The sequence below is a fragment of the Streptomyces sp. ISL-12 genome (genome assembly GCF_018614415.1).
In the GTDB taxonomy this organism is placed as follows: domain Bacteria; phylum Actinomycetota; class Actinomycetes; order Streptomycetales; family Streptomycetaceae; genus Streptomyces.
Genome location: NZ_JAGGOO010000045.1, coordinates 14,891 through 36,878, shown reverse-complemented (window position 1 = coordinate 36,878; position 21,988 = coordinate 14,891). Strand labels below are relative to the sequence as shown.

General features: G+C 73.2%; 14 protein-coding genes and 2 pseudogenes. 11 read left to right on the top strand and 5 right to left on the bottom strand.

Features of this window, described 5'->3' with window-relative positions; genetic code table 11:
• Together J7I94_RS13275 and J7I94_RS13270 are read left to right on the top strand one after the other, a co-directional pair.
• Nucleotides 1-218: pseudogene (locus J7I94_RS13275) on the top strand (TetR family transcriptional regulator); the annotation flags it as partial.
• A 129-nt stretch (nucleotides 219-347) separates the two neighbouring features.
• On the top strand, nucleotides 348-1,961 hold the full coding sequence (locus J7I94_RS13270; RefSeq protein WP_308114560.1) for an MDR family MFS transporter: 1,614 nt from the start codon (nucleotides 348-350) through the stop codon (nucleotides 1,959-1,961).
• Between the two features lie 92 nt (nucleotides 1,962-2,053).
• Here the strand turns inward: J7I94_RS13270 and J7I94_RS13265 are convergent, their stop codons facing one another.
• Entirely contained in the window at nucleotides 2,054-2,566 is a 513-nt protein-coding gene (locus J7I94_RS13265; RefSeq protein WP_215167278.1) for a GNAT family N-acetyltransferase, read from the bottom strand.
• A 288-nt stretch (nucleotides 2,567-2,854) separates the two neighbouring features.
• Between J7I94_RS13265 and J7I94_RS13260 the strand changes: the two genes are divergently transcribed.
• The 3 genes from J7I94_RS13260 (at nucleotide 2,855) to J7I94_RS13250 (ending at nucleotide 7,423) form a co-directional block, all read left to right on the top strand.
• On the top strand, nucleotides 2,855-3,307 hold the full coding sequence (locus tag J7I94_RS13260; protein ID WP_215167277.1) for a flavodoxin family protein: 453 nt from the start codon (nucleotides 2,855-2,857) through the stop codon (nucleotides 3,305-3,307).
• Nucleotides 3,308-3,377: 70 nt separating this feature from the next.
• On the top strand, nucleotides 3,378-6,020 hold the full coding sequence (locus J7I94_RS13255; RefSeq protein ID WP_215167276.1) for a SpoIIE family protein phosphatase: 2,643 nt from the start codon (nucleotides 3,378-3,380) through the stop codon (nucleotides 6,018-6,020).
• A 197-nt stretch (nucleotides 6,021-6,217) separates the two neighbouring features.
• Nucleotides 6,218-7,423, top strand: coding sequence for a Cmx/CmrA family chloramphenicol efflux MFS transporter (locus tag J7I94_RS13250; RefSeq protein WP_215167275.1), 1,206 nt, complete (start codon nucleotides 6,218-6,220; stop codon nucleotides 7,421-7,423).
• Between the two features lie 395 nt (nucleotides 7,424-7,818).
• Here J7I94_RS13250 and J7I94_RS13245 read toward each other — a convergent pair whose 3' ends face one another.
• The 4 genes and pseudogenes from J7I94_RS13245 to J7I94_RS13230 all read right to left on the bottom strand — a co-directional run bounded on the left by J7I94_RS13245 (nucleotide 7,819) and on the right by J7I94_RS13230 (nucleotide 12,957).
• A complete protein-coding gene (locus J7I94_RS13245; RefSeq protein WP_215167274.1) occupies nucleotides 7,819-9,924 on the bottom strand; it encodes an alpha-galactosidase in 2,106 nt (701 codons plus the stop codon).
• Nucleotides 9,921-10,640, bottom strand: coding sequence for a hypothetical protein (locus tag J7I94_RS39520; protein WP_374198383.1), 720 nt, complete (start codon nucleotides 10,638-10,640; stop codon nucleotides 9,921-9,923). Before J7I94_RS39520 ends, J7I94_RS13245 begins: the two co-directional genes overlap by 4 nt.
• Nucleotides 10,641-10,742: 102 nt before the next feature.
• Nucleotides 10,743-11,734, bottom strand: a pseudogene (locus J7I94_RS39515) (DUF2264 domain-containing protein); the annotation flags it as partial.
• Nucleotides 11,731-12,957 carry a substrate-binding domain-containing protein gene (locus J7I94_RS13230; RefSeq protein WP_215167271.1) on the bottom strand — a complete coding sequence of 409 codons (1,227 nt, stop codon included), beginning with the start codon at nucleotides 12,955-12,957 and terminating at the stop codon, nucleotides 11,731-11,733. The gene J7I94_RS13230 and the pseudogene J7I94_RS39515, both read right to left, overlap by 4 nt.
• 147 nt (nucleotides 12,958-13,104) lie before the next feature.
• Here J7I94_RS13230 and J7I94_RS13225 point away from each other — a divergent pair, with 147 nt between their 5' ends.
• From J7I94_RS13225 to J7I94_RS13200, 6 genes are all read left to right on the top strand, one after another.
• Nucleotides 13,105-15,030 carry a heparinase II/III family protein gene (locus J7I94_RS13225; protein WP_215167270.1) on the top strand — a complete coding sequence of 642 codons (1,926 nt, stop codon included), beginning with the start codon at nucleotides 13,105-13,107 and terminating at the stop codon, nucleotides 15,028-15,030.
• Nucleotides 15,031-15,230: 200 nt separating this feature from the next.
• Nucleotides 15,231-16,256: a hydroxyacid dehydrogenase gene (locus J7I94_RS13220; RefSeq protein ID WP_215167269.1), complete on the top strand. Its 1,026-nt coding sequence runs from the start codon at nucleotides 15,231-15,233 to the stop codon at nucleotides 16,254-16,256.
• A 50-nt stretch (nucleotides 16,257-16,306) separates the two neighbouring features.
• Nucleotides 16,307-17,686, top strand: a complete 1,380-nt coding sequence (locus J7I94_RS13215; protein ID WP_215167268.1) for an ABC transporter substrate-binding protein — start codon at nucleotides 16,307-16,309, stop codon at nucleotides 17,684-17,686.
• Nucleotides 17,683-18,669 (top strand): carbohydrate ABC transporter permease, encoded by a 987-nt coding sequence (locus J7I94_RS13210; RefSeq protein ID WP_215167267.1) that lies wholly within the window; start codon nucleotides 17,683-17,685, stop codon nucleotides 18,667-18,669. The genes J7I94_RS13215 and J7I94_RS13210 overlap by 4 nt, the downstream gene beginning before the upstream one ends.
• Nucleotides 18,666-19,586 (top strand): carbohydrate ABC transporter permease, encoded by a 921-nt coding sequence (locus J7I94_RS13205; protein ID WP_215167266.1) that lies wholly within the window; start codon nucleotides 18,666-18,668, stop codon nucleotides 19,584-19,586. Before J7I94_RS13210 ends, J7I94_RS13205 begins: the two co-directional genes overlap by 4 nt.
• Nucleotides 19,587-19,627: 41 nt before the next feature.
• Nucleotides 19,628-21,949, top strand: coding sequence for a hypothetical protein (locus J7I94_RS13200; RefSeq protein WP_215167265.1), 2,322 nt, complete (start codon nucleotides 19,628-19,630; stop codon nucleotides 21,947-21,949).
• The last annotated feature ends 39 nt before the right edge of the window (nucleotides 21,950-21,988 follow it).

Genomic DNA, 21,988 nt, shown 5'->3' with positions numbered 1-21,988 from the left:
CCGCCCCCGGCGGCACCCCGCCGGACCCGGCCGCCTCCCACGAGGAACGCCGCAAGGAGCTGGACCTGTACCCGCGGCTGCTGGCCGCGGTGGCGGTCACCGCCGTCCGGGTCAGCGTCGACCACTGGTGCGCCCGCCAGGAGGAGCGCACCTTCCGCGAGGTGTTCCAGGAGGTCTTCGCGCTCCTGGCCGCCGGACTGCCGGCGCCGCCCGCGTAGTCCTCCCCCGCCCGCCCCGGCCTCCCGCCGCGGCGCCGCCCACCGTCCGACCGCGCACCCGGACACCGACGCCAGGCCGCCGGCCCGGTCCGCGCGGGACCACCGTTCATCACCGTCGAAAGAGATGTCGTGACCGCATCGCAGGCGCCCGCCGCCGCGCCGCCCAGTTCCATGACGCAGAAACAGATACTCCAGGCCATGTCCGGCCTGATGGCCGGCATGTTCGTCGCGATCCTCGCGGGCACCGTGGTGTCCAACGCGCTGCCGACGATCATCGCCGACCTGGGCGCCAGCCAGTCCTCCTACACCTGGGTCGTCACCGCCGAACTGCTGGCGATGACCGCGACGGTCCCGCTGTGGGGCAAGCTGTCCGACCTGTTCAACAAGAAGCTGCTGCTCCAGCTCTCGCTGTGCATGTTCGTGGTCGGCTCGCTGCTCGCGGGCTTCTCCCACGACGCCACGCTGCTGATCTTCAGCCGGGTCGTGCAGGGCATCGGCGCCGGCGGTCTGACCGCCCTCGCCCAGGTCGTCATGGCCTCCGTCATCCCGCCCCGTGAACTGGGCAAGTACTCCGGCATCTTCGGCGCCGTCTTCGCCGTCGGCACGGTGGCCGGTCCGCTCATCGGCGGCGTGCTGGTGGACACCGACTGGCTGGGCTGGCGCTGGTGCTTCTTCATCGGCGTGCCGTTCGCGCTGCTCGCCATCTTCCTGTTGCAGCACACGCTGAAGCTGCCCACCGTCAAGCGCCAGGTGAAGATCGACTGGCTCGGTGCCTTCCTCATCGTGGCCGGTGTCTGCGCGCTGCTCATCTGGGTCTCGCTGGCCGGCAACCAGTTCGACTGGGCCTCCTGGCAGACCGCCGCGCTCGTCATCGGCGGTGTGGTGCTGCTGGGCCTGGCGGTCGTGGTGGAGATGCGCGCCGCCGAACCGGTCATCCCGCTGGACATCTTCAAGAACCGCACGGTCACGCTGACCACGGTCGCCAGCCTCCTGGTCGGTGTCGCCATGTTCGGCGGTACGGTCTTCCTCTCCCAGTACTTCCAGGTCTCCCTGGGCAAGTCGCCGACGGTCGCGGGCCTGATGAGCCTGCCGATGATCCTCGGCCTGCTGGTGTCGTCGACCGTGGCCGGCCAGATCATCAGCCGCACCGGCAAGTGGAAGCGGTACCTGGTGGCGGGCGCCGTCATCATGACCGCCGGTCTGGCGCTGCTCTCCCTGATCGGCGCGGACACCCACTTCGGGCTGCTCAGCCTCTACATGGCGGTCCTCGGTATCGGCGTCGGCATGCTGATGCAGAACCTGGTGCTGGCCGCCCAGAACGACGTCCCCGCCGCCGAACTGGGCGCCGCAACCTCCGTGCTGTCCTTCTTCCGCAGCATGGGCGGCACCATCGGCACCTCGGTGCTCGGCGCGATCCTGGCCAACCGGGTCACCGAAGAGATGACCAAGAGCCTGGAGAGGGCCGGCGTCGCCGGCGCGGCCGGCGGCGAGTCGGGCGGCGGTGAGAGCCTCCCGGACATGTCGACGCTGGCCGGTCCGATGCGGGAGATCGTGGAGCACGCGTACGGGGTCGCCACCGCCGACCTGTTCCTCGTCGCCACGCCGTTCGCTCTGCTGGCGCTGGTCGCCGTCGTCTTCATCAAGGAGAAGCCGCTGAAGACCACCAGCGGTATGGAGCGGCTCGCCGAGGAGGCGGGCGACGCCGCCCCGACCGACAAGGGCCCGGCGGCTCCGGTCCACTGAGCCGCCGCGGACACCCCCGCGCGGGGCCGCACGCCCGTCCTGGGCGGGCGGCCCCGCGCGCTCGTACCCCGGGTTCCGGGGTGTGGCCGGCGTCAGATACCGAACGGCGCGGCGTAGCGGACGGTCCCCGCGGGCAGCGGTCGGCCGGGGTCGAGGGTGAGGGCCATGAGCGCCTCGTCCGGGACCTCGATGCTCAGGCCGATGCCGTGCGCCGAGGCACGGCCGAAGCCGAACCGGGGGTAGTACTCCGGGTGCCCGAGGACGACGACGTGGGCCTCGCCCGCGCGCCGGGCGGCGTCGAGGGCCGCCCGGACGGCCGCCGACCCGGCGCCCTCGCGCTGCCGTTCCGGGCGGACGGCGCACGGCGCCAGGCAGAGCGCCGGGCTCCCGCCGATGTGGCAGCGGGTCAGCAGGGCGTGGCCGACGGGACGGTCGTCGCCGTCGACGGCGACGAGGGACAGTCCCTCGATCCAGGCGTCCGGATCGGCCCGGAGCGCGTCCACGAGATCGGCCTCCTCCGCCGTGGGGAAGGCCGCGAGAACCACGTCGCGGACGGCGGGGACATCGGCGGCGGTCTCGACCCGCGTGGTCCAGTGCTGGGGCATACGGCAGACGGTCCGTTCCTCGGGGCGGTGGGCGGGCGCGCGTCAGTTTAGGAGGCGGTGGGCCGAGGGGAAGGGCGTACGAACGTACGAGGGGCCGGGCATACGGCTGCGGACGCGGACGCCGGCCCCGGACAGGGGCCCCACACGGACACGGACCAACCCCAGACCCGCCCCCGCACCGGGGCCGAACGCAGCAGCCCCGAACGCCGAACCTCCGTGATCACCAGCGCCCCGACGCGATATCCCCGCTCCTTGCCGATGCCGGGTGGGGAGCGGCAGGCTGCGGGGATGGCCACTTTGCTGATCGTGCATCACACCCCGTCACCGAACTGCCAGGCCCTGCTCGAAGCAGTGGTGGCCGGGGCGACCGCGCCGGAGATCGAGGGCGTCCGCGTGGTGCGGCGGGCGGCGCTGGCGGCCACCGTGTCCGACGCGCTGGCGGCCGACGCCTACCTGCTGGGCACGCCGGCCAACCTGGGCTACATGTCCGGCGCCCTCAAGCACTTCTTCGACCAGGTCTACTACCCGTGCCTGGACGAGACGCGCGGCCGGCCGTTCGGCGCGTACGTGCACGGTGGCAGCGACACCACGGGCGCGGTGCGCGCCCTCGACACGGTCACCACCGGGCTCGGCTGGCGGCGCGCGGCACCGCCGGTGACCGTGACCGGCGAACCCGGCAGGACCGATCTGGAGGCCTGCTGGGAACTGGGGGCGACGCTCGCCGCCGGGCTGATGGAATGAACCGGGCCGGGTCCGCGAGCGGCGCCGGGAGCCGAGGTGCGGGCCGGGCACCACGCGGCACACTGGTGTCATGGGCGACGTCGACCGGCCGGAGAGCGTGTCACGGTGGTTCCCCGAGGTGCCCCGGAGCGCGGCGGCGGCCCGGCGGTTCGTACGGGCCGCGCTGGACGACGTAGCGCCGGAGCTGGCCGACACCGCCCAGTTGCTGACCGGCGAGCTGGTGACCAACGCGGTGCTGCACGCGCGCACGGCCGCCGAGGTGGCGGTGGGCGTCGACGACGGCAGGGTGAGGGTGCGGGTCAGTGACGACCGGCCGGGCCGCGGCCCGGTACCGCGGCGCTACCCGCCGTACGCCGGGACCGGGCAGGGTCTGGCCCTGGTGGAGCGGCTGGCGTCGCGCCACGGGGCGGAGGCGGAGGCCGGCGGGCGGCGCAAGACGGTGTGGTTCGAGCTGTGGCCGGACGGTCCGCCGGCGCCGTCGCCCGGATGGGTCACGGCAGAGCCGTGCGGCGGCTCCGGTACGACGGTGACGCTCGTCGACGTGCCGAGCGCCCTGTGCTCGTCGGCCCAGCAGCACCGGCACGCCGTGCTGCGCGAACTGGCCCTCGTCGCGTCGGCCGGTGACGTGCCGGGGGTGCGCGCCGAGGACCTCGTCACCGCCGCCGACATCGACCACGTACTCAGCGCCTGTGTCGCGGCCGCGTCGGAGCGGCCGCCCCAGGAGGCGCATCTGGCCACCCTGCGCCTGCCGCTGCCGGCCGACGCCGCACCGGCGGTGCGGACCCTGCGCCAGGTGCTGGACCTGGCCGAGGAGGCGGCCCGGGAAGAACGTCTGCTCACCCTGCCGGCGCTGCCGCGCGGCCGTGCCTTCCAGGACTGGATGTTCGACCAGATCCTGGGCCAGCTCGCCGGGGAACGCCCCACGGCGTGGACCGTGGTGCCCCGCGAGCCGGACGCCAGTGCCTCGGAGCTGGTGCCCTGGGACCCCGGAGCCGTGCGGGCCAGCAGGTCCCCGGTGATCGCCGCCGACGCGGGGAACCGGATCATCGCGGTGAACGGGCCCGCCGCGGACCTGCTCGGCTGGCAGCCGGACGAACTCGTCGGGCAGCGGCTCACCGCGCTCATCCCCGAGCATCTGCGCCGCCGCCACACCGTGGCCTTCAGCTCGCTGCTGCTCACCGGGCGGGCCCGCATCGTGGGCCGTTCCGTGCCGCTGCCGGCGCTGCACCGCGACGGCCGGGTGGTGCCCGTACGGCTGTACATCGAGACCCAGGAGATGGCCGACGGCCAGGCCGTCTTCGTCGCCCAGCTCTCGCCCCGGGCCACCACGTCCGTCGACGCACCGGCCCCGCCCGGCCGGAGCGCGGTGCCGTCGCTGCCCGAGGACGGCGGGGCGTCCGTGCCGGCCGCCCCGGAGCGCCGCCGGAGCGCGAGCGGCGGGCGGACGGACCTGAGCGCGCTGGAACGGCTCGCCCTGCTGGCCGACACGGGGGCCGCGCTGAACAACACGCTGGACCTGGGCGAGGGGCTGCGCTCGGTCGGCCGGCTGCTGACCCGGCGGCTGGCCGACTGGTGCGCGGTGGACCTGTTCACCGAGGACGCCCGGGTGGAACGGGCCTGTGTGGTCCACCGCGACCCCCGCGGGCTGCGTCCCGGGGCGTACGAGGGCCGGCTTCCCCCGGTGTCCGAGTCGTCCCGGGGCCCGCTGGCCCGGGTGCTGCGCGGCGCGGGGCCGTTGCTGCTCGCCGACGCTCCGCCGGCGGGTCAGGTCGGCAGCGCGCTGGACGCCGACTACCGGGAGCTGTTCCGCGGGCTCGGCGCGGGCAGCGCCGTCGTCGCGCCGCTGCGGGCCCGCCGGGAGATCTTCGGCTCCCTGACGGTGGCCCGTACGGCCGGGCGGCGGCCGTTCACGGAGGACGACCTGGTGCTCGTCGACGACCTGGTGCGCGGTCTGGCCCTGGGGGTGGACAACGCCCGCCTGTACCAGGAGACCCGCAACATCGCGCAGCGCCTCCAGCGTTCCCTGCTGCCCGTGCTGCCGGAGGTCGAGAACCTCCAGCTGGCCGCCCGCTACGCCGCGTCCTCCACCACCGCGCAGGTCGGCGGCGACTGGTACGACAGCTTCGTCGTCCCCAACGGTGACACCGCCGTGGTCATCGGCGACGTCACCGGGCACAACCTGGACGCGGCCATCTCCATGAGCCAGTTGCGCAGCATGCTCCGCGGCATCGCCGTGGACCGTCAGGAGCCGCCCGAGGTGGTGCTGCGCCGCCTGGACCTGGCCAATCACAGCCTGTACCGGGAGGCCACCGCCACCTGCCTCTACGGTCTCGTCAAGGGCCCCGCTCAGGGCCCGTGGGAGCTGAAGCACTCCTCCGCCGGTCATCCGCCGCCCCTGCTGACCACCTGGGGCGGCGAGGCCCGCTACCTGGAGGAGGGGTCGGGCCTGCTGCTCGGCATGGACCCCACGATGCCCCGCCGCACGGCGCGCACCGCACTGCCGGCCCGCTCGACCCTGCTGCTGTACACCGACGGCCTGATCGAGCGCCGCGACGAGCCCCTCGACCGCGGCCTCGACCGGCTGCGCCGGCACGCGGCGGCGCTGGCCCGGGAGCCGCTGGAGACGTTCTGCGACGAACTGCTGATCGGCCTGGGCGCCGACAGCGCCGACGACATCGCCGTCCTGGCCGTCCGCCCCGCACCGCCGTCGTGAAACCGAGGTGCCCCGTCCGGCGCCGGTCGGGTACCGTGCGGGCCATGTCGAGCCCCGAGTCGGACGAGGTGGGGGCTTTCGGTCACGCCGTCAGCCCCCTGAACCACTGAGTACGCGCACCACCGCGCTCCTGGTCGGGTGCTGACCGCGGTGACGAGCCGGCCTTCTCCTGCTCGCCCTCACCTCGGAGCCACTCGATGCCTCTTTCCCTGTACCTGCTCGCCCTGGCCGTCTTCGCCATGGGCACCTCGGAGTTCATGCTCGCCGGCCTGCTGCCGGACATCGCCTCGGACCTCGGTGTCACCGTCGGCACCGCGGCCATGCTCACCCCGGCGTTCGCGATCGGCATGGTCGTCGGCGCCCCGCTCACGGCAGCCTTCGTCCGCGACCGGTCCGGACGCTCCAGCCTGCTCGGGTCCGTCCTCGTGTTCGCGGCGGCCCACGCCGTGGGCGCCGTCACCTCCAGCTTCCCGGTCCTGTTCGCGACCCGGGTGGCCGCGGCCCTCGCGAACGCCGGGTTCCTCGCCGTGGCCCTGACCACCGCCGTCACCCTGGTCTCCCCCGACCGGAAGGGCCGCGCCCTCGCGGTACTGCTGTCGGGCACCACGGTCGCCACGGTCGCCGGTGTCCCCGGGGGCTCCGCACTCGGCACGCTGCTCGGCTGGCGGGCCGTCTTCTGGGCCGTGGCCGCGCTCTGCCTGCCCGCGGCCGTCGGTGTGCTCACCGCGATCCCGGCCCGCCGGGTGCGGCAGGACACGGCCGGCCGGCCGGCGCTGCGCCCGGAGCTGGCCCAGCTGGCGCGTCCGCGGCTGCTCCTCGTCATGCTGCTCGGCGCGCTGGTGAACGCGGCCACCTTCGCCGGCTTCACCTTCCTGGCCCCCGTCGTGACCGGCCCCGCCGGACTGGGCGAGCTGTGGATCTCCGTCGCCCTGGTCCTCTTCGGCGCCGGTTCCTTCGCCGGGATCACCGTCGCCGGGCGGCTCGCCGACCGCCGCCCCGGCCCGGTCGTCGCGGTCTGCGGCCCCCTGCTGCTCGCCGGCTGGCCCGCCCTGGCCCTGCTGGCCGAGCGGCCGGCCGCGCTGCTCGCCCTCGTCTTCCTCCAGGGCGCGCTGTCCTTCGCGCTGGGCGGCACGCTGATCACCCGGGTCCTGTACGAGGCCGCGGCGGCCCCCACCATGGCCGGCTCCTACGCGACCGCCGCGCTCAACGTCGGCGCCGCCACCGGCCCGGTCGTCGCCGCGGCCACCCTCGGCACCGGGGAATCCGGCCCGCTGTGGGCGAGCGGGGCCCTCGTACTGCTGGCGCTGCTCGTCGCGCGCGCCGGGCGCGGCGTGTTCCGGGTCCCCACCACCGATGCCGCCCCGGCCTCCGACCCGGCACCGGTCCGGCCCGGCGATGCCTAGACGCACTGCAACGGCCGGCCCGGCGGTTCCTGGACGCACCCCCGCGGCCGGCCCGGCGGTCCCGGACGCACCACCACGGCCCGCCCCGCGATCCCCAGGCACACCACCACGGCCCGCCCCGCGATCCCCAGGCACACCACCACGGCCCGCCCCGCGATCCCCAGGCACACCACCACGGCCCGCCCCGCGATCCCCGGACACGCCACCACGGCCCGCCCAGCAGTCCCCGGACACACCCGCACCGGCCCGCACCGGCCCGCCCCGAAGCCGTTCCCCCGGCAGTTCCTCGCCCGACCCGGCCGGTGTCCTCGGGCACCCCGCCGACGGGGGACGGTCGGACGGTCCGGGCGGGGCGGGCCGGTCGTCCAGCCCCTGTCCGGGGCACCAGCGGCGGGTCAGTCGGTCCGCGCTCGGCGCAGCCTGAACACCGCCGCGTCCAGGTCCCCGCGCAGCCCGGTACGCAGTCCGTGGTGCGCGAGCACCGCCCCTCGGTGCTCGCGCCCCGAGTCCCGGCACACATACGTCGCCCCGGGGTCGAGGCCCCGCAGCCGCAGCGGTGCGGGCTCCTCGCCGAACCGCTGGCTCCGCAGGAAGGCGAGTACCACCGTCTCGTCGCCGAGCACGTACTGCACGGCGCTGACACCTGGCCCGTCGGGCTGTCCGATGCGGTACAGCCGGCCTCGCTGCACGACCGGTCGCACGGACTTGTAGAGGTCGATCCACCGGCGGGCCTCGGCGAGGTCCTCCTCGCTCCAGCGGGTGAGGTGGCCGCCCACTCCGAGCACACCGGCCATGGCGCTGACGAACCGGAAGCGCAACGAGCTGACGCGTCCGTTCATCTGGTGGTTGGGGCTGTCGGTGACCCAGGCGGCCATCACCCGCGCGGGGTGGAGCTGGCTGAAGCCGTACTGGATGGCGAGCCGGTCGGCCGGGTCGGTGTTGTCCGAGGTCCACACCTGGTCGGTGCGCGACAGGATGCCCAGGTCGACCCGGCCGCCACCGCCCGAGCAGGCTTCGAAGGCCACCTCGGGGTGCGCCGCCCGCAGCCGGTCGAGGATGCCGTACAGCGCCCGCACGTGATCGACCCAGAGCCGCTGGGGATACGGTTCACCGGGCCATCCCGGGTCCGTGAAGCAGCGGTTGAAGTCCCATTTCACGTAGTCGATGGGGGCGGACTCCAGGAGCCGGTGCACCTGGTCCTCGACGTAGGACGCGACGTCCTCGCGGGCGAGGTTCAGTACCAGCTGGTTGCGGAACTGGGCGGGGACCCGGCCCGGCACGTGCTGGACCCACTCGGGGTGCCTGCGGTACAGGTCGCTGTCGGGGTTGACCATCTCCGGTTCGACCCAGATGCCGAACCGCATGCCCAGTTCGTGGACGGCGGTGGCGAGCGGCGCCAGGCCGTCGGGAAAGCGGTCGGGGTTGGGCGTCCAGTCGCCCAGCCCCGACCGGTCGCTGGTGCGGGTGCCGAACCAGCCGTCGTCGACCACGAACAGTTCCGCGCCGATGGCGGCGGCCCGCTCCGCCAGGGCGCGCTGCTGTGCTTCACCGACGTCGAAGCCGGTGGCCTCCCAGGAGTTGTAGAGGACGGGCCGGTCCTGGTCGGCGCGCGGGACGACGTGTTCCAGCTGCCACCTGTGCCAGGCGGCACTGGCGCCCCCGAAGCCCTCCGCGCTCCATACGCCCGCGAACACCGGGGTGGTGAACGTGTCACCGGGTCCCAGCAGCACGAGCCCGGTGTCGTCGTGGCCGCAGCCCCCGGTGATCTGGACCCGTCCGCCGGGCAGTTGCCGGGTCGCGATGCGCCAGCTGCCCGACCAGGCGAGCGCGCAGCTGAACACCTCGCCGTGCTCCTCGGTCGCCGAACCCTCGGGATCCAGCGCGACCCAGGGGAGGTGCTGGTGACCGGTGTGACCGCGGCGGCTGCCGATGGTCTTCCCGCCGTAGGTGACCGCCGACCGTACGAGCACGGACTCGGCGCCCCACCGGCCGTGCAGCTGGGACAGCCGCCAGGAGTCGCGCAGCGGCAGCGACCACGTCGCGGAGTCGGCGCGCAGCACCTCCAGGGTGCCGTCCCGTCCGGTGTGCGTGAGGTCCGTCCAGCGCTCCAGGACGTCGTGTCCCTCGCGCAGCCGGTAGTGCAGGACCAGCGACAGGCCGGCCAGGTCGTCGCGGAAGCCCAGCCGCAGTTCGTCCCCGTCGACGACGGCGTCACCGAACGTCCATTCCGTGCCGCGGACGGTCTCCGACCGCACGATCAGGGCGGGTTCGGCGAAGCGTGGCCCCCCTTCGACCGGGTACTCCTCATGGCCGTCGAGCCGCGACTCGAAGCCCCGTTCGCCGGGCAGGGGGATCGTCGCGAGTTCGGCGACGTCCGCCGGCGTGATGCGCGGGCCCCAGTGCAGGTGGAGCAACTCGTCGGCGTCGGTCAGCCGCAGGGCGTACGAACTGGTACGGCCGGTCAGCAGCCAGGTCCGGCCGTCGTTCCCGGTCTCGATCATCGGGGCATCCCTTCAGCCGTCAGCACGGCCGGTAGCTCGTCGAGGGCCGGCGGCCGGTCCCAGGCGGTCGTCCAGCAGTCGTCGCCGGTCGTGCCCAGGACGGCGCAGACCAGCCAGTGGGTTCCGGGGCCGTGTTCCCCGCGCAGGGTGGGCAGGACGGTGCGCGGGTGCAGGACGTTGGTGTTGGGGGCGGTACGGACCGCCTCGCCGGTACGGATCCCGTACAGGTCGCGCACACCGGAGCGGCCCGCCGGGAAGGAGGAGTACGCGTAGCCGGGGCCGGTGTCGCTGCCGCCCAGCGGGCACGCCGGGTCGTCGCCGGTCCGGTCGAGCGCCCAGCCGCCCTCCGCGCTGCACAGCGCCCGGTCGGTGGTCAGCCGGTGCACACGGACGTGCCAGGGCGAGCGGGGCAGCAGCCAGGTCTCCACCTCGACCCCCGCCAGCGGCCGCCACCGCGCCCACAGGAATCCGGTGCCGACCCGTGCCTCGGTGCTGGTCTCCCGCACCCGCCAGTGCACCCCGTCGTCGCTGAGCGCGAGCATGCTGTCGGCGGCGGCCTGGTCGAGTCCCCGGGTGCCCGCGGGCACACTGAAGCCGAACGCGGTGGAGTAGGCGAACTCCGCGTACTTCTCGGGGCCGTGCCGGGTCCAGGTGTTCTCCTGCCCGCCCGCGAGGGCCACGACGTGACCGGCGTCCGGCTCGCGGCACACCAGCATGCCGGGGTGCTGCTGCGCGGACACCGCGTCGAGGTGACCGGCCGGCTCCTCGTCCGCCCGCCAGAACGGGTGGCTGTCCGGCAGCGCGAGCGGCAGGAAGAACTTCAGTGCCCAGTACGGCGATCCGGGCGAGTTGTACTCCTCGGCCATGAGGAGGTTCGGGTAGCCGTAGCCGATGGTGAGCAGCCCGGCGTCGTCGGTGACCGGCTGCCGTGCCCACCAGCGCAGATGCCGCAGGGCGAGTCCTTTCAGCTGCCCCACGGCAGTGCCTCCACCCCGGCGAAGGCCAGCGCGCCCCAGAAGGCGCCCTGCGCGAACCGGTAGGTGAGGCTGCGTCCGAAGGGGAGGGCGGCTCCGTCGTCGTCGAACCAGTGGGCGAAGTCCCGGGCGAACAGCGCGGCCCGGTCCCGCAGCACCCGGGCCCGCTCGGGGTCGCGGTCCTCGGACAGCCGGCTGTGGACCAGCCCGTAGAAGTGCAGCGCGAAGGAGACGTAGTAGTCGCGCTGCCGGGTCGGGCCGTCGCTGTACCAGCCGTCGTCCAGGTAGAAGGCGTCAAGGCGGCGCAGCGCCGCGCGTTCGGCCTCGGGGTCGTGGAGCGGTGAACCGACCTTGTGCAGGGCGTCGTTGACGAGGACCCGGAAGAAGAGCCAGTTGTTGTCCGGGGTCTCGACCTCGTTGATCCGGGCGAGCCAGCGGGCGAGGCGGAGCCGCGCCGCGACCGGCAACGGCTCCCACACCTGCTCCGGGACCAGGGCCAGGGTGAGTGCGAGGGCCGCCGCCTCGACGAGCCGCTGGTCGTTCGCGGTCGCCGTGCCCCAGTACTCGGGATGCGCCGGGTCGCTGCCGTGCTCGATGCCCCTCAGATACGGTGCCCAGTCCACCTCGGCGCCCCCGGCGGCCAGCGGGGCCAGCCCCCACAGGGGGCGGGCGAAGCCTTCGAGTCCGGCGGCCGTCGCGGAGAAGTGGGCGCCGGTCGCGCCGAGCCGGGCGGTCGCCCCGCCCGGGCTCAGCCGCTCGCGCACCGGACCGGCGAGGGCGCGTACCGCCTGTCGCAGAGCGGCGCGGGTGTCGAGGGGCAGCGCCTGCCAGGTCATGTGCTCGGCCCGCCCTCGACCGCCCGGCCGCCCTCCCCGCTGGAAGCCTCCCGTCGCGGATCGCCCGGACGGGCCCCGCCGGTGGCCGGCGGCGGGCCGCTCGACGCTCTGATCTTCAGCTCGGGCATGAGCCGGATGCGCTGCGGCGGGAAGGCGCGCTCCGGGGCGGAGGCGTGGGCGACCGCGCGCAGACAGGCGTCGAGCGCGACGAAACCGATGGCCTTCTTCGGGGGTGAGACAGCGGTCAACGGCATCTCGCTCAGCCCCGCGACCTCGTCGTCGTACGCGACCACGGTGATGTCCCCGGGGATCGACAGCCCCTCGTCCAGCGCGCACTGCACGAACTGCAGGGCCTGCTGGTCCGGGTGGACCAGCACGGCGGTGACTCCCGCGTCCCGCATTCCGTGCAGGTAGCGGCGGACGTTCTGGGTCAGGTCCACCGAGTTCCAGTCGGGGTGCCCGTAGTCGAACTCCGGCGTGTGCACGGTGATTCCGAGCCGCTCCGCCGCCCGGCGCGCACCGGCGGTGACCTCGTGGGCGTGGGGATTCTCGTAGGACCAGACCGCGATGTGCCGGTGTCCGAGTTCCGCGAGGTGGTCCACGGCGATGCGCGCGCCGTGTTCGTGGTCGGAGCGGACCGAGTCGACCACCCGGCCCCGGGTGGGGAACTCCCAGATCCGTTCGACCACGGTGACCGGTACCGGCGAGTCCTCGATGAGGTCGCGCAGCGGTCCGTCGGCGTAACCGGAGCGGCTCGGCGTCACCAGGATGCCGTCGAGTCCGATCCTGGTCATCCGCTCGAAGATCCGCCGCTCCTCCGCCTCGTTGTAGTCGGAGATCGCCAGCACCAGCCGGACCCCGGCGAGTTCGGCGGCCTGCCGTGCCCCTTCGATGGCCTCGGCGTAGTAGTACGTGCTGGTCGGGGCGATCATGCCGATCGTCGCCACCGGATTGCCGTCCCCGGTCTCGAACGGGGCGAGACCGAAGGTCGCGGCGAGTTGCCGCCTGCTCTGCGCGCTGCCCGGCTCCTGCGGGACGGGCCGCTGGAGATGGCGGGCGCCCCCGTGCACCCGGGTCAGCTGGCCCTCGTTCTCCAGCTCCCGCAGATCACGCCGGAGCGTCACGGGCGCGACCCCCAGCCGGGGGGCGAACTCGGCCACGCTCACCAGGCCGCGCAGCCGCAGCTCATTCATGATCGCCTCTCGGCGTTCGGAAGCAATCACCCAGGACCTCCCTCGGACGTGCGGGCAGCACCGGTGGGGCGCCGTCGGCCGCTCGTCCCGCGGCCCCGGGCCCACACCGATCACTTCGGACCGTCTTCGATCGAATGATCTATACCGATCGCATCGGTGAGGGTACCGTCCCCGGGCATGAATGAACACCACGCGACCGACCGGGCCGAAGCCGGCCGCCTCTCCCGGCTGCTGACCCCCGAAGTCCTCACCCACGCCCTCGACTCGGGGGCCGGACGGGATTTCTCCCCCTACCCTCCGGCCACCGACCGCGCCCGCTGGAGCCGCCTCCGTCCCGCCTCCGTCCGCGCGGTACTCGACGCCGCCGGACCGGCGGTCACCGACCCCTGGCCGGTCCTGCTGGCCTCGCAGTGGCGGACCTTCCGCCGCACCGGGGACCGCACCGCGTACGAGCGGGGCCACTTCGAGCGGCGGCGGCGCGTCGTCGCCCTGGCGCTCGCCCTGGCCGTGACCGGGGAAGAACGGTACGGCGACGCGCTGGTCGACGGAGTCTGGCTGCTCTGCGAGGAGAGCAGCTGGTGCGTGCCCGCGCACGACACGTCGGCCACGGAGCCCGGCCGTTCCCTGCCGCGCGGCGACGTCCCGGTCCTCGACCTGTTCGCGGCGGAGACCGCGGCGCTGCTCGCCTGGACGGCACACCTCCACGGGGCCTACCTGGCCGACCGGACGCCGGAGCTGGCGGCCCGGCTGCGCGAGTTGGTCACCGAGCGTCTGACCGACCCGTACCTGGAGCGGGCCACCCGTTCCCACTGGTACGCCCTGCCCAGCAACTGGAACCCCTGGATCACCTCGAACGTCATCGCCGCCGTACTGCTCACGGACGACACCACCGAGCGGCGGGTGCGCGCGCTGCGGCTCGCGGTGCGCAGCCTCGACGCCTACTTCGACGGGGTGCCGCGCGACGGCGGCTGCGACGAGGGGATCATGTACTGGTGGCAGTCGGCGGCGCGCGCCTTCGAGGCCCTGGACCTCCTCGCGCTGCTCGTCCCGCGATGCGAGGACGCCGTGTTCGGTGATCCGCTGCTCGGCCGGATGGCCCGGTATCCGCTGGCCGTGAACCTGGACGCCGAGTGGAGTGCCAACTTCGGTGACGGCGGCGCCCGGCTGCCTCCGCGCGGCGCCGAGGTCGTCAAGGAGCGCAACCCGGCCTCGCTGCTGTACCGGTTCGGGCTCCGGGTCGGTGACGAGGAGGTACGGCGCCACGCCCGGGCGCTGCGCGGCAGCGCGCCCCCGCTCGAACTGCCGACCACCCTCCAGCGGGCCCTGGCCGCGCTGTTCGACGACGACTGGGCGACGGCCGGCCCGGCGCCCTTCCCGGCCCCGCGCCACCAGTGGCTGCCCGATCTCCAGTTGCTGTCCGTCCAGGGGCCGGACGGCCTCCGGCTGGTCGCCAGGGGCGGTCACAACGACGACCCGCACAACCACTGCGACGTGGGCTCCTACGTGCTGGCGCGCGGCGGCACCCCGGTGGTCGTCGACGCGGGTACGGGCACGTACACCAAGGACAGCTTCGGACCACGCCGTTACGAGGCGTGGTTCACCCGGTCCTCCTTCCACAACGTCCCTCAGATCGACGGGGTGGAGCAGGGGGCGGGACCCGGGTTCCGGGCCCGGGACGTACGGGTGACGCGGACTGCGGACGCGAGCGTGCTGTCGATGGAGTTGTCGGCCGCCTACCCCGGGGAGCGGGTGCGCCGCCTCGAACGGCGGTTCACCGTGCCGGCGGACGGCGGGCCGGTCGTGGTCGAGGACGCGTGGTCCTGCGCCCGGCGTCCCGAGGACGTGCGCACGCACCTGATGCTGGCCGGCCCGCCCGAGAGGCGCGAGGACGGCTCGCTGCTCCTGTCCGGACCGTGTCCGGTGATCCTGCGCGTCGATCCGCGGCGGGTGGAGACGGCGGTCGAGGAGATCCGGCTGGACGACCGGCAGTTGCGGGCGGTGTGGGGCGAGCGGATCTTCCGCCTGGCGCTGGTGGTGCGCGCACCGGGCGCGGAGGGGACCCTGCGGGCCTGTTTCGAGGCGGCCGGGCCCGGAAGCGCGTGATCCGCCGCCCCTCCGCGCCGTATCGTTTTTGATCGTATCGCGCATACCTCCTTGACTGACGATCGGAACCGACCGAACAATCACGCCATGGACACCCCGGCGTAACGGGGCTGAAACCTCCCCTCATGCCGCCCTCGTGGCCCATGCCTGTCCCCCGGGACCAGTCGACCCGTCACATCAGTCGAAGACTGCGAGCACTCATGCGTCAAACGATCACACCCGTACCTCCGGGTTCCCGTGCCCGGCCGCCCTGGGCCGTCGCCTCCGTTCTCGGCCCCCAGTGGGCCCGGTCCGTGCTGACGGACCGGGCCAGGACGGTCATCGGTACCCGTGCCGAACTGCTCGACACCGACCCGGCGGCCCGTGTGGCACCGCACCCCGGCGTCCGGGTCCTGATCACCGGCTGGGGCACCGAGCCCCTGACGGCCGACGTGCTCGACCGGTTCCCCTCACTCGAACTGGTCCTGCACGCCGCGGGCACCGTCCACGGCATCGTCACCGACGACGTCTGGGAACGCGGCATCCGGGTCTGCACGGCGGCCTCCGCCAACGCGGTCGCCGTCGCCGACTTCACACTGGCCCAGATCCACCTCTCGGTGAAGAACATGTGGCGGCTCAGCCTGCGCGCCCGCGCGGTGCGAGGTCCCGTGCCCCGGGCGGGGATACGGGGCCTGGACGGGGCGACGGTGGGGCTGCTCGGGCTCGGTCACATCGGCCGGCTGGTCGCCCGCCGGCTGGCCGGCCACGACCTGCGGGTGCTCGCCCACGACCCGTACGCGGACGCCCGGCACGCCGACGAACTCGGTCTGCGCCTGGCCGGCATCGAGACGGTCGTCGCCTCCAGCGACGTACTGAGCCTGCACGCGCCGCTGAACGACAGCACCCGGCACATGCTGCCGGAGCCGTTGCTGGACCTGATGCCGCGGGACGCCACGCTGATCAACACCGCCCGGGGCGCCCTCATCGACCAGGACGGGCTCACCCGTTTCCTCACCCGCCGGGACGACGTCTTCGCCCTCCTCGACGTCACCGAGCCCGAGGAACTCCCCCCGGGCCACCCCCTCTTCCACCTCCCCAACGTGCTCGTCTCGCCGCACATCGCGGGCAGCCTCGGCTCCGAGGTGGCCCGGCTCGGCGACCTCGTCGCCGCGGAACTGGTCCGGTTCGCCGACGGGGACGCGCTCCGGCACGAACTCACCCAGGACGTGCTCGCCCGCACCGCCTGACCCCGGAAACCCGACCTCCCTTCCTTCTCACCCTCCTCGCAGGAGACGTCATGAACACATCCCACCGCCCGGGGACCGCCGCACTCGTCGGCGGCCTGGCCCTGGTGCTCACCCTGGCCGGCTGTTCCGGATCCGGCGACGACGGAGTGTCGTCCGACGGCACCGTCACCATCACCGTCGGGGACCGCCCCGGCAAGGACCAGGCCGCCGCCCGCGCCGTGTACGACCGGCGGGTCGAAGCCTTCGAGAAGGCCAACCCCACCATCGACCTCAAGCCGGTGGAGAAGGTCTGGGACGCCCAGACCTTCCAGGCGAACGTCGCCGGCGGCACCCTGCCGGACGTCCTCAAGGTCCCCTTCACCGAGATCCAGTCACTCATCGGCCGCCGTCAGGTCGCCGACATCACCGACCAGCTGGAGAAGTCGGGACTCGGCGGCAAACTCAACCCGCAGACCCTGAAGGTCGCCCAGAAGTCCGGCCGCAGCTACGGGGTGCCGGTCCTGCCGTACGCGGTCGGCATGCTCTACAACCGCGAGCTGTTCACCGAGGCCGGGCTCGACCCCGACCGGCCGCCCACCACCTGGGACGAGGTCAGGACCGCCGCCAAGGCCATCGCGCGCAAGACCGGCAAGGCCGGGTACGCGCAGATGACCACGGAGAACAACGGCGGCTGGATGCTCACCGCCCAGAGCTACAGCCGGGGCGGCTCCATCGAGTCCGCGGACGGCTCCAAGGCGGTCTTCGACGACGCCGCCATGCGCGACACCCTCACCACCCTCCAGCGGATGCGCTGGCAGGACCGGTCGATGGGCAGCAACTTCCTCTACAACATGAACGACATCGCCAAGGACTTCGCCGCCGGAAAGATCGGCATGTTCCTCTCGGTGCCCTCCGCCGCCTACCAGGCCGCCGTGATCAACTACAAGTATCCGGCGAAGAGCCTCGGCATCGCGGCCGTCCCGCAGGGACCGGGACACACCAATGAGGTGCTGTCCGGCGGCTCCGTGGAGATCGTCAGCCCCCGGGCGAGCGACGCGCAGAAGGCCGCGGCCGTCAAGTGGATCCAGTACTCCGACCTCGGCCGCTACACCGACAAGGAGACCGCCGTCACGGACGCGGCCGCCTCGGCGAAGGACGGCGCGCCCGTCGGCATACCCCGCCTGAGCCCGATCGAGCCGAAGGCGTTCAAGGAGTACGAGAGCTGGATCGCCGACCACGTCAACGTCCCCGTCGACAACTTCGCCGGTTACGCCGCCTCGCTCGACACCGTGAAGCTCAAGACGGAACCGGTCAACAACGCCCAGGAGGTCTACGGCGTTCTCGACACCGTCCTGCAGAAGGTCCTCACCCGCCGGGACACCGACGTGACCGACGTGCTCGCCGACGCCGTGGCGACCGTGGACACCAAGCTCGCCCGAGCCCGGCGATGACGCTCTCCGCCGAGGACGTGCGCCGGTCCCCGCAGCCACGGCGCTCCGACACTCCCCAGGACGCACGGCGGCACGGCCCGAAGACGGCCGCCCGGCGGCTGCTGCCCCGCCGGCCCCGCAAGGAGGACATCGGCACCGCCCTGTTCGCCCTCCCCCTCGTCCTGGTGTTCCTCTACTTCTCCTGGGGCCCGATCGTCCGCGGGCTCGTGATGAGCTTCCAGCGGACCGACTTCGTGTCCGGGAGCACCTGGGTCGGCTGGGAGAACTTCAGCTACGTCCTCGACGACCCGCTGCTGCCGACCGCGATCGGCAACACTCTCTGGTACGGCCTGCTCTGCCTGGTGTTCGGCTTCCCGCTGCCGGTGTTCCTCGCCGTCGTGATCTCCGAGGTCCGCCGCCGCAAGGGGCTGTACAGCGCGCTCGCCTATCTGCCGGTCATGTTCCCGCCCGTCGTGGCCATCCTGCTGTGGAAGGTGTTCTACGCCCCCTCGGGCGACGGACTGTTCAACACCGCGCTCGGCTGGTTCGGCATCGACCCGGTGAGCTGGCTGAACTCCGCGTCCAGCGCGATGCCGGCCCTGGTACTGGAGGCCACCTGGGCCAACGCCGGCACAAACGTCATCATCTACCTCGCCGCGCTGACCGGCGTCAGGACCGACCTGTACGAGGCGGCCGAACTGGACGGCGCCGGGATCTGGCGCCGGGTCTGGCACATCACCCTGCCGCAGATCCGGGGCATCACGGTGGTCCTCGTCCTGCTCCAGGTCATCGGCACCGCCCAGGTCTTCACCGAGCCGTACCTGTTCACCAACGGCGGGCCCGACAACTCCACCACCACGATCCTGCTGCTGATCTACAACTACGCCTTCATCAACGGGGACTACGGCGCGGCGACCGCCCTGAGCCTGCTGCTCGCCTGCGTCCTGTGCGTCTTCGCCGCGGTCTACCAACTGGCCACCCGGAAGCTGGGACAGAGCACATGACCACCATCGAGAAGAAGGAGCCGGCGGGCCGGGGGACCGAGCACGAACGCGCGCTCGTCTCCGACGCCGACCTGAACAGGCCGATGGTCCGGGTGACCATGCGGATCACCCAGGCCCTGGTCCTGGCCGGCCTGGTCGTCGCCGGCGCCGGACCCATGCTGTGGCTGTTCAAGGCGGCCACCTCCGACACCCAGGACACCCTGCAGCGGCCGTTCGCGCTGTGGCCGTCCGGCCTGCGCACGGGCAACCTGTACGACGCGTGGAGCAGGCTCGGCGTCGGCGACGCCCTGGGCAACACCGTGGTCGTCGCCGTCGGTTCGTGGGCGTCCACCCTGTTCGTCTGCGTCACCGGGGCGTACGTCCTGTCCGTGCTGCGGCCCCGGTGGGGAGGGCTGCTGTCGGGACTGGTGCTGGCCACCCTCTTCATCCCGAGCGTGGTCTCCCTCGTACCGATGTACCTCACCGTGCTCCACCTGCCGGTGACCGGCGGAAGCCTGCAGAACTCCTTCTTCGCCGTCTGGCTGCCCGCCGCCGCGAACGCCTTCAACGTCGTGGTCGTCAAACGGTTCTTCGACGCCCTGCCCCGTGAGCTGTTCGAGGCGGCGCGCACCGACGGGGCGGGACGCGTCCGCATCCTGTGGTCCGTCGTCCTGCCCTTGTCCCGGCCCATCCTCGGGGTGGTGTCCCTGCTGACCGTGGTGGCCTCGTGGAAGGAGTTCCTCTGGCCACTGCTGGTCCTCACCGACCCCGCGAAACAGCCCCTGTCGGTCGCCATTCCCCGGGCCGCGGAGACCGCCGACGTCTCGCTCCTGATGGCCGCGCTGTTCATCGCCGTCGTCATCCCCGTCACGGTCTTCCTGATCTTCCAGAAGCAGTTCCTGCGAGGCGTCGGCCTGGCCGGCGGCCTCAAGGGATGACACCCCGGTTGCCCCCTCCGACCCGCGAAGGAAGCCACCCCATGACCCATGACCGTCCCGCCCCCGCCGGACTGCCCCGCCGCAACGTCGTACTCGCCGGTCTGTTCGGAGCCGTCGGCAGCCAGCTCGTCCTGATCCCCGGTACGGCCGCCCCCGCGCGCGCCGCCGACGTGTCCCTGCCGGGGGACGGATACACCCTGTCCGCCACCGGCTCCACCGTCACCGTCACCGACGCCGCCGGCACAGCCAGGCTCGCCCTGGGCGGCTACCGGGCCGGCTCGGTGAGCACCGGCAGCGGCACCGCCGTGCTCGGTCAGGCCACCGACGGCACCCCCGCGATCGTCATGACGTACGCGCCGGCCGGCGACGGCACGACCGTCACCGGCACCTTCGTGCCGCGCGGCCGGCGCCTGGAGGTCGTCTTCGACATCAGGTCGACGACGCTCACCTCGTACAGCAACGGCATGATGCGCCGCCAGGTGCTGCCCTCCTCGGTCGTCGAGACCGCCCACACCACCGCCTACTGGACCCGTGACGCACGCGGCGGCGCCCCCTACCAGGCACCCGGCTGGGCCGTGTACGACGAGTCGTTCGGGGATCTGTCGATCGCCGTCTGCGCCAAGGGCAGCAACACCGCGTGGCGCGACTCCTCGGCGCTCCACCTGCCCGCGACCGAGACCGCCACCGGCTCCAAGACCTTCCGGGCGACCGCCTACATAGCCGTCGGGGCGCCCGCCGAACCGCAGCTCGCCGCCGCCCTCGCCGTGGGCGCCACCTTCGGCGCCAAGCTGAGCAGCGACCGGCGGTTCAACATCTGGACCTCCGCCTCACAGCCCCTGACCCTGCGCGCCGCCGTCATCAACGGGCGGGGGCGCCGTGCCCTGGCCATCGACTGGGAGGTGCGGGACTTCGACGGAAAGGTCGTCGGCCGGCGCGGCGTGCGGCCGACGGTGGACGCCGGAGCCGTCGCCGAGGACGCGATCAGCTTCTCCGTGCCCGGCCGGGGCGTCTACTTCGCGTCGCTCACCGTCACCTCGGGCAGCGACACGCTCATCGCCCGCACCAACGCCGCCGTCCTGCCCCCGCACACCTACACCGAAGGCGACTCCAGTCAGTTCGGCAGCGCGGCCGACTACCTCGAAGGCGGTGCGGAGGAACGCGAACTCCTGCGGCGCCTCGGCGTGCGCTGGTCGAGACATCCGCAGTTCACCGCCGAGGAACAGCGCACCTACGGCATCCGGCAGAACCGGCTGCGGACGCCCGCGTCCCTGACCCAGTTCGACGGCGACCCCGAGGGGCTGCGGCAGTACATCGACAGCGAGCTGGACGCGGCGGAGAGCAACAACGCCGTGTACTACGAGATCGCCAACGAGTGGAACCTGAAGGGCGGCGTGCTCACCGGCACCGGGGCCGCCGACTACGTCACCAAGTGGGTCGCGCCGTTCGCGAAGCGCATCGCCGAGCGCGGCAGCCCGGTCAAGCTGATGTCCGTCGCGCTCGCCGGAATGGACACCGTGTACGCGCAGGCGATGTTCGACGCGGGCCTGGCCCAGTACATCCACGCCTTCTCCCTCCACCCCGGACGGGGCAACTTCACCGCCGACTACGGTCCCGAGGGCACCGGCACCCCGGGCAGCACCGGCAACTACTGGAACTTCTACGGCTCGGTGCGCGCGGCCCAGGAGCTGCTGGCCGCCAACCCCCGCCCCGACGGCAAGCGCATCGAACTCTGGCTGACCGAGACGTACGCCTGCACCCAGCCCAACGTCTGGTGGCACGAGGGCTACCGGCAGGCCGCCGAGAACGTGCTGCTCAGCCATCTGCTGGCCAAGGCGGAGGGGGTGCGCGCGGCGCTCTGGTACCAGGTCTACGACGGCGTCAAGGCCAACCCGGAGGGCGCCGCCCAGGGCAACCCCGAGTACCACTACGGGCTGATGCTGCGCGACCGCAGCCCCAAGCCGTCGGCACTCGCCCTCGCGGCCGCCGCCGAGGCCCTCGACGGCGCGTCCTTCCGCAGCCAGCTGGAGCTCGCCGACGACGTGCACGCCTTGCTCTTCGACACGCCGCGCGGCCCCCTGTGCGCCCTGTGGTCGCGGGCGGACGGCTATGTCCTGAACGCCGACCACGCCGCCGACACCAGCTTCTACCCCACCCCGGAGCCGTGGGTGGACCTCTGGCCCACCAAGAAGACCCTCACCCTGGCCACCACCGGCGACACCGTCACCCGTACGGACTGCCTGGGCCGCACCACCACGCTCCCGGCCACCGGCCGCAAGGTGACGGTCACCCTCGACGGCGCGGTGCGCCTGTTCCACGGCCTCGACGCGGCGGCCCTGACCCGGCTCGCGCGATCCGGGCGCTGACCCGGCACCGTCCACCCCACCGAACCCGACAAGGAGCCC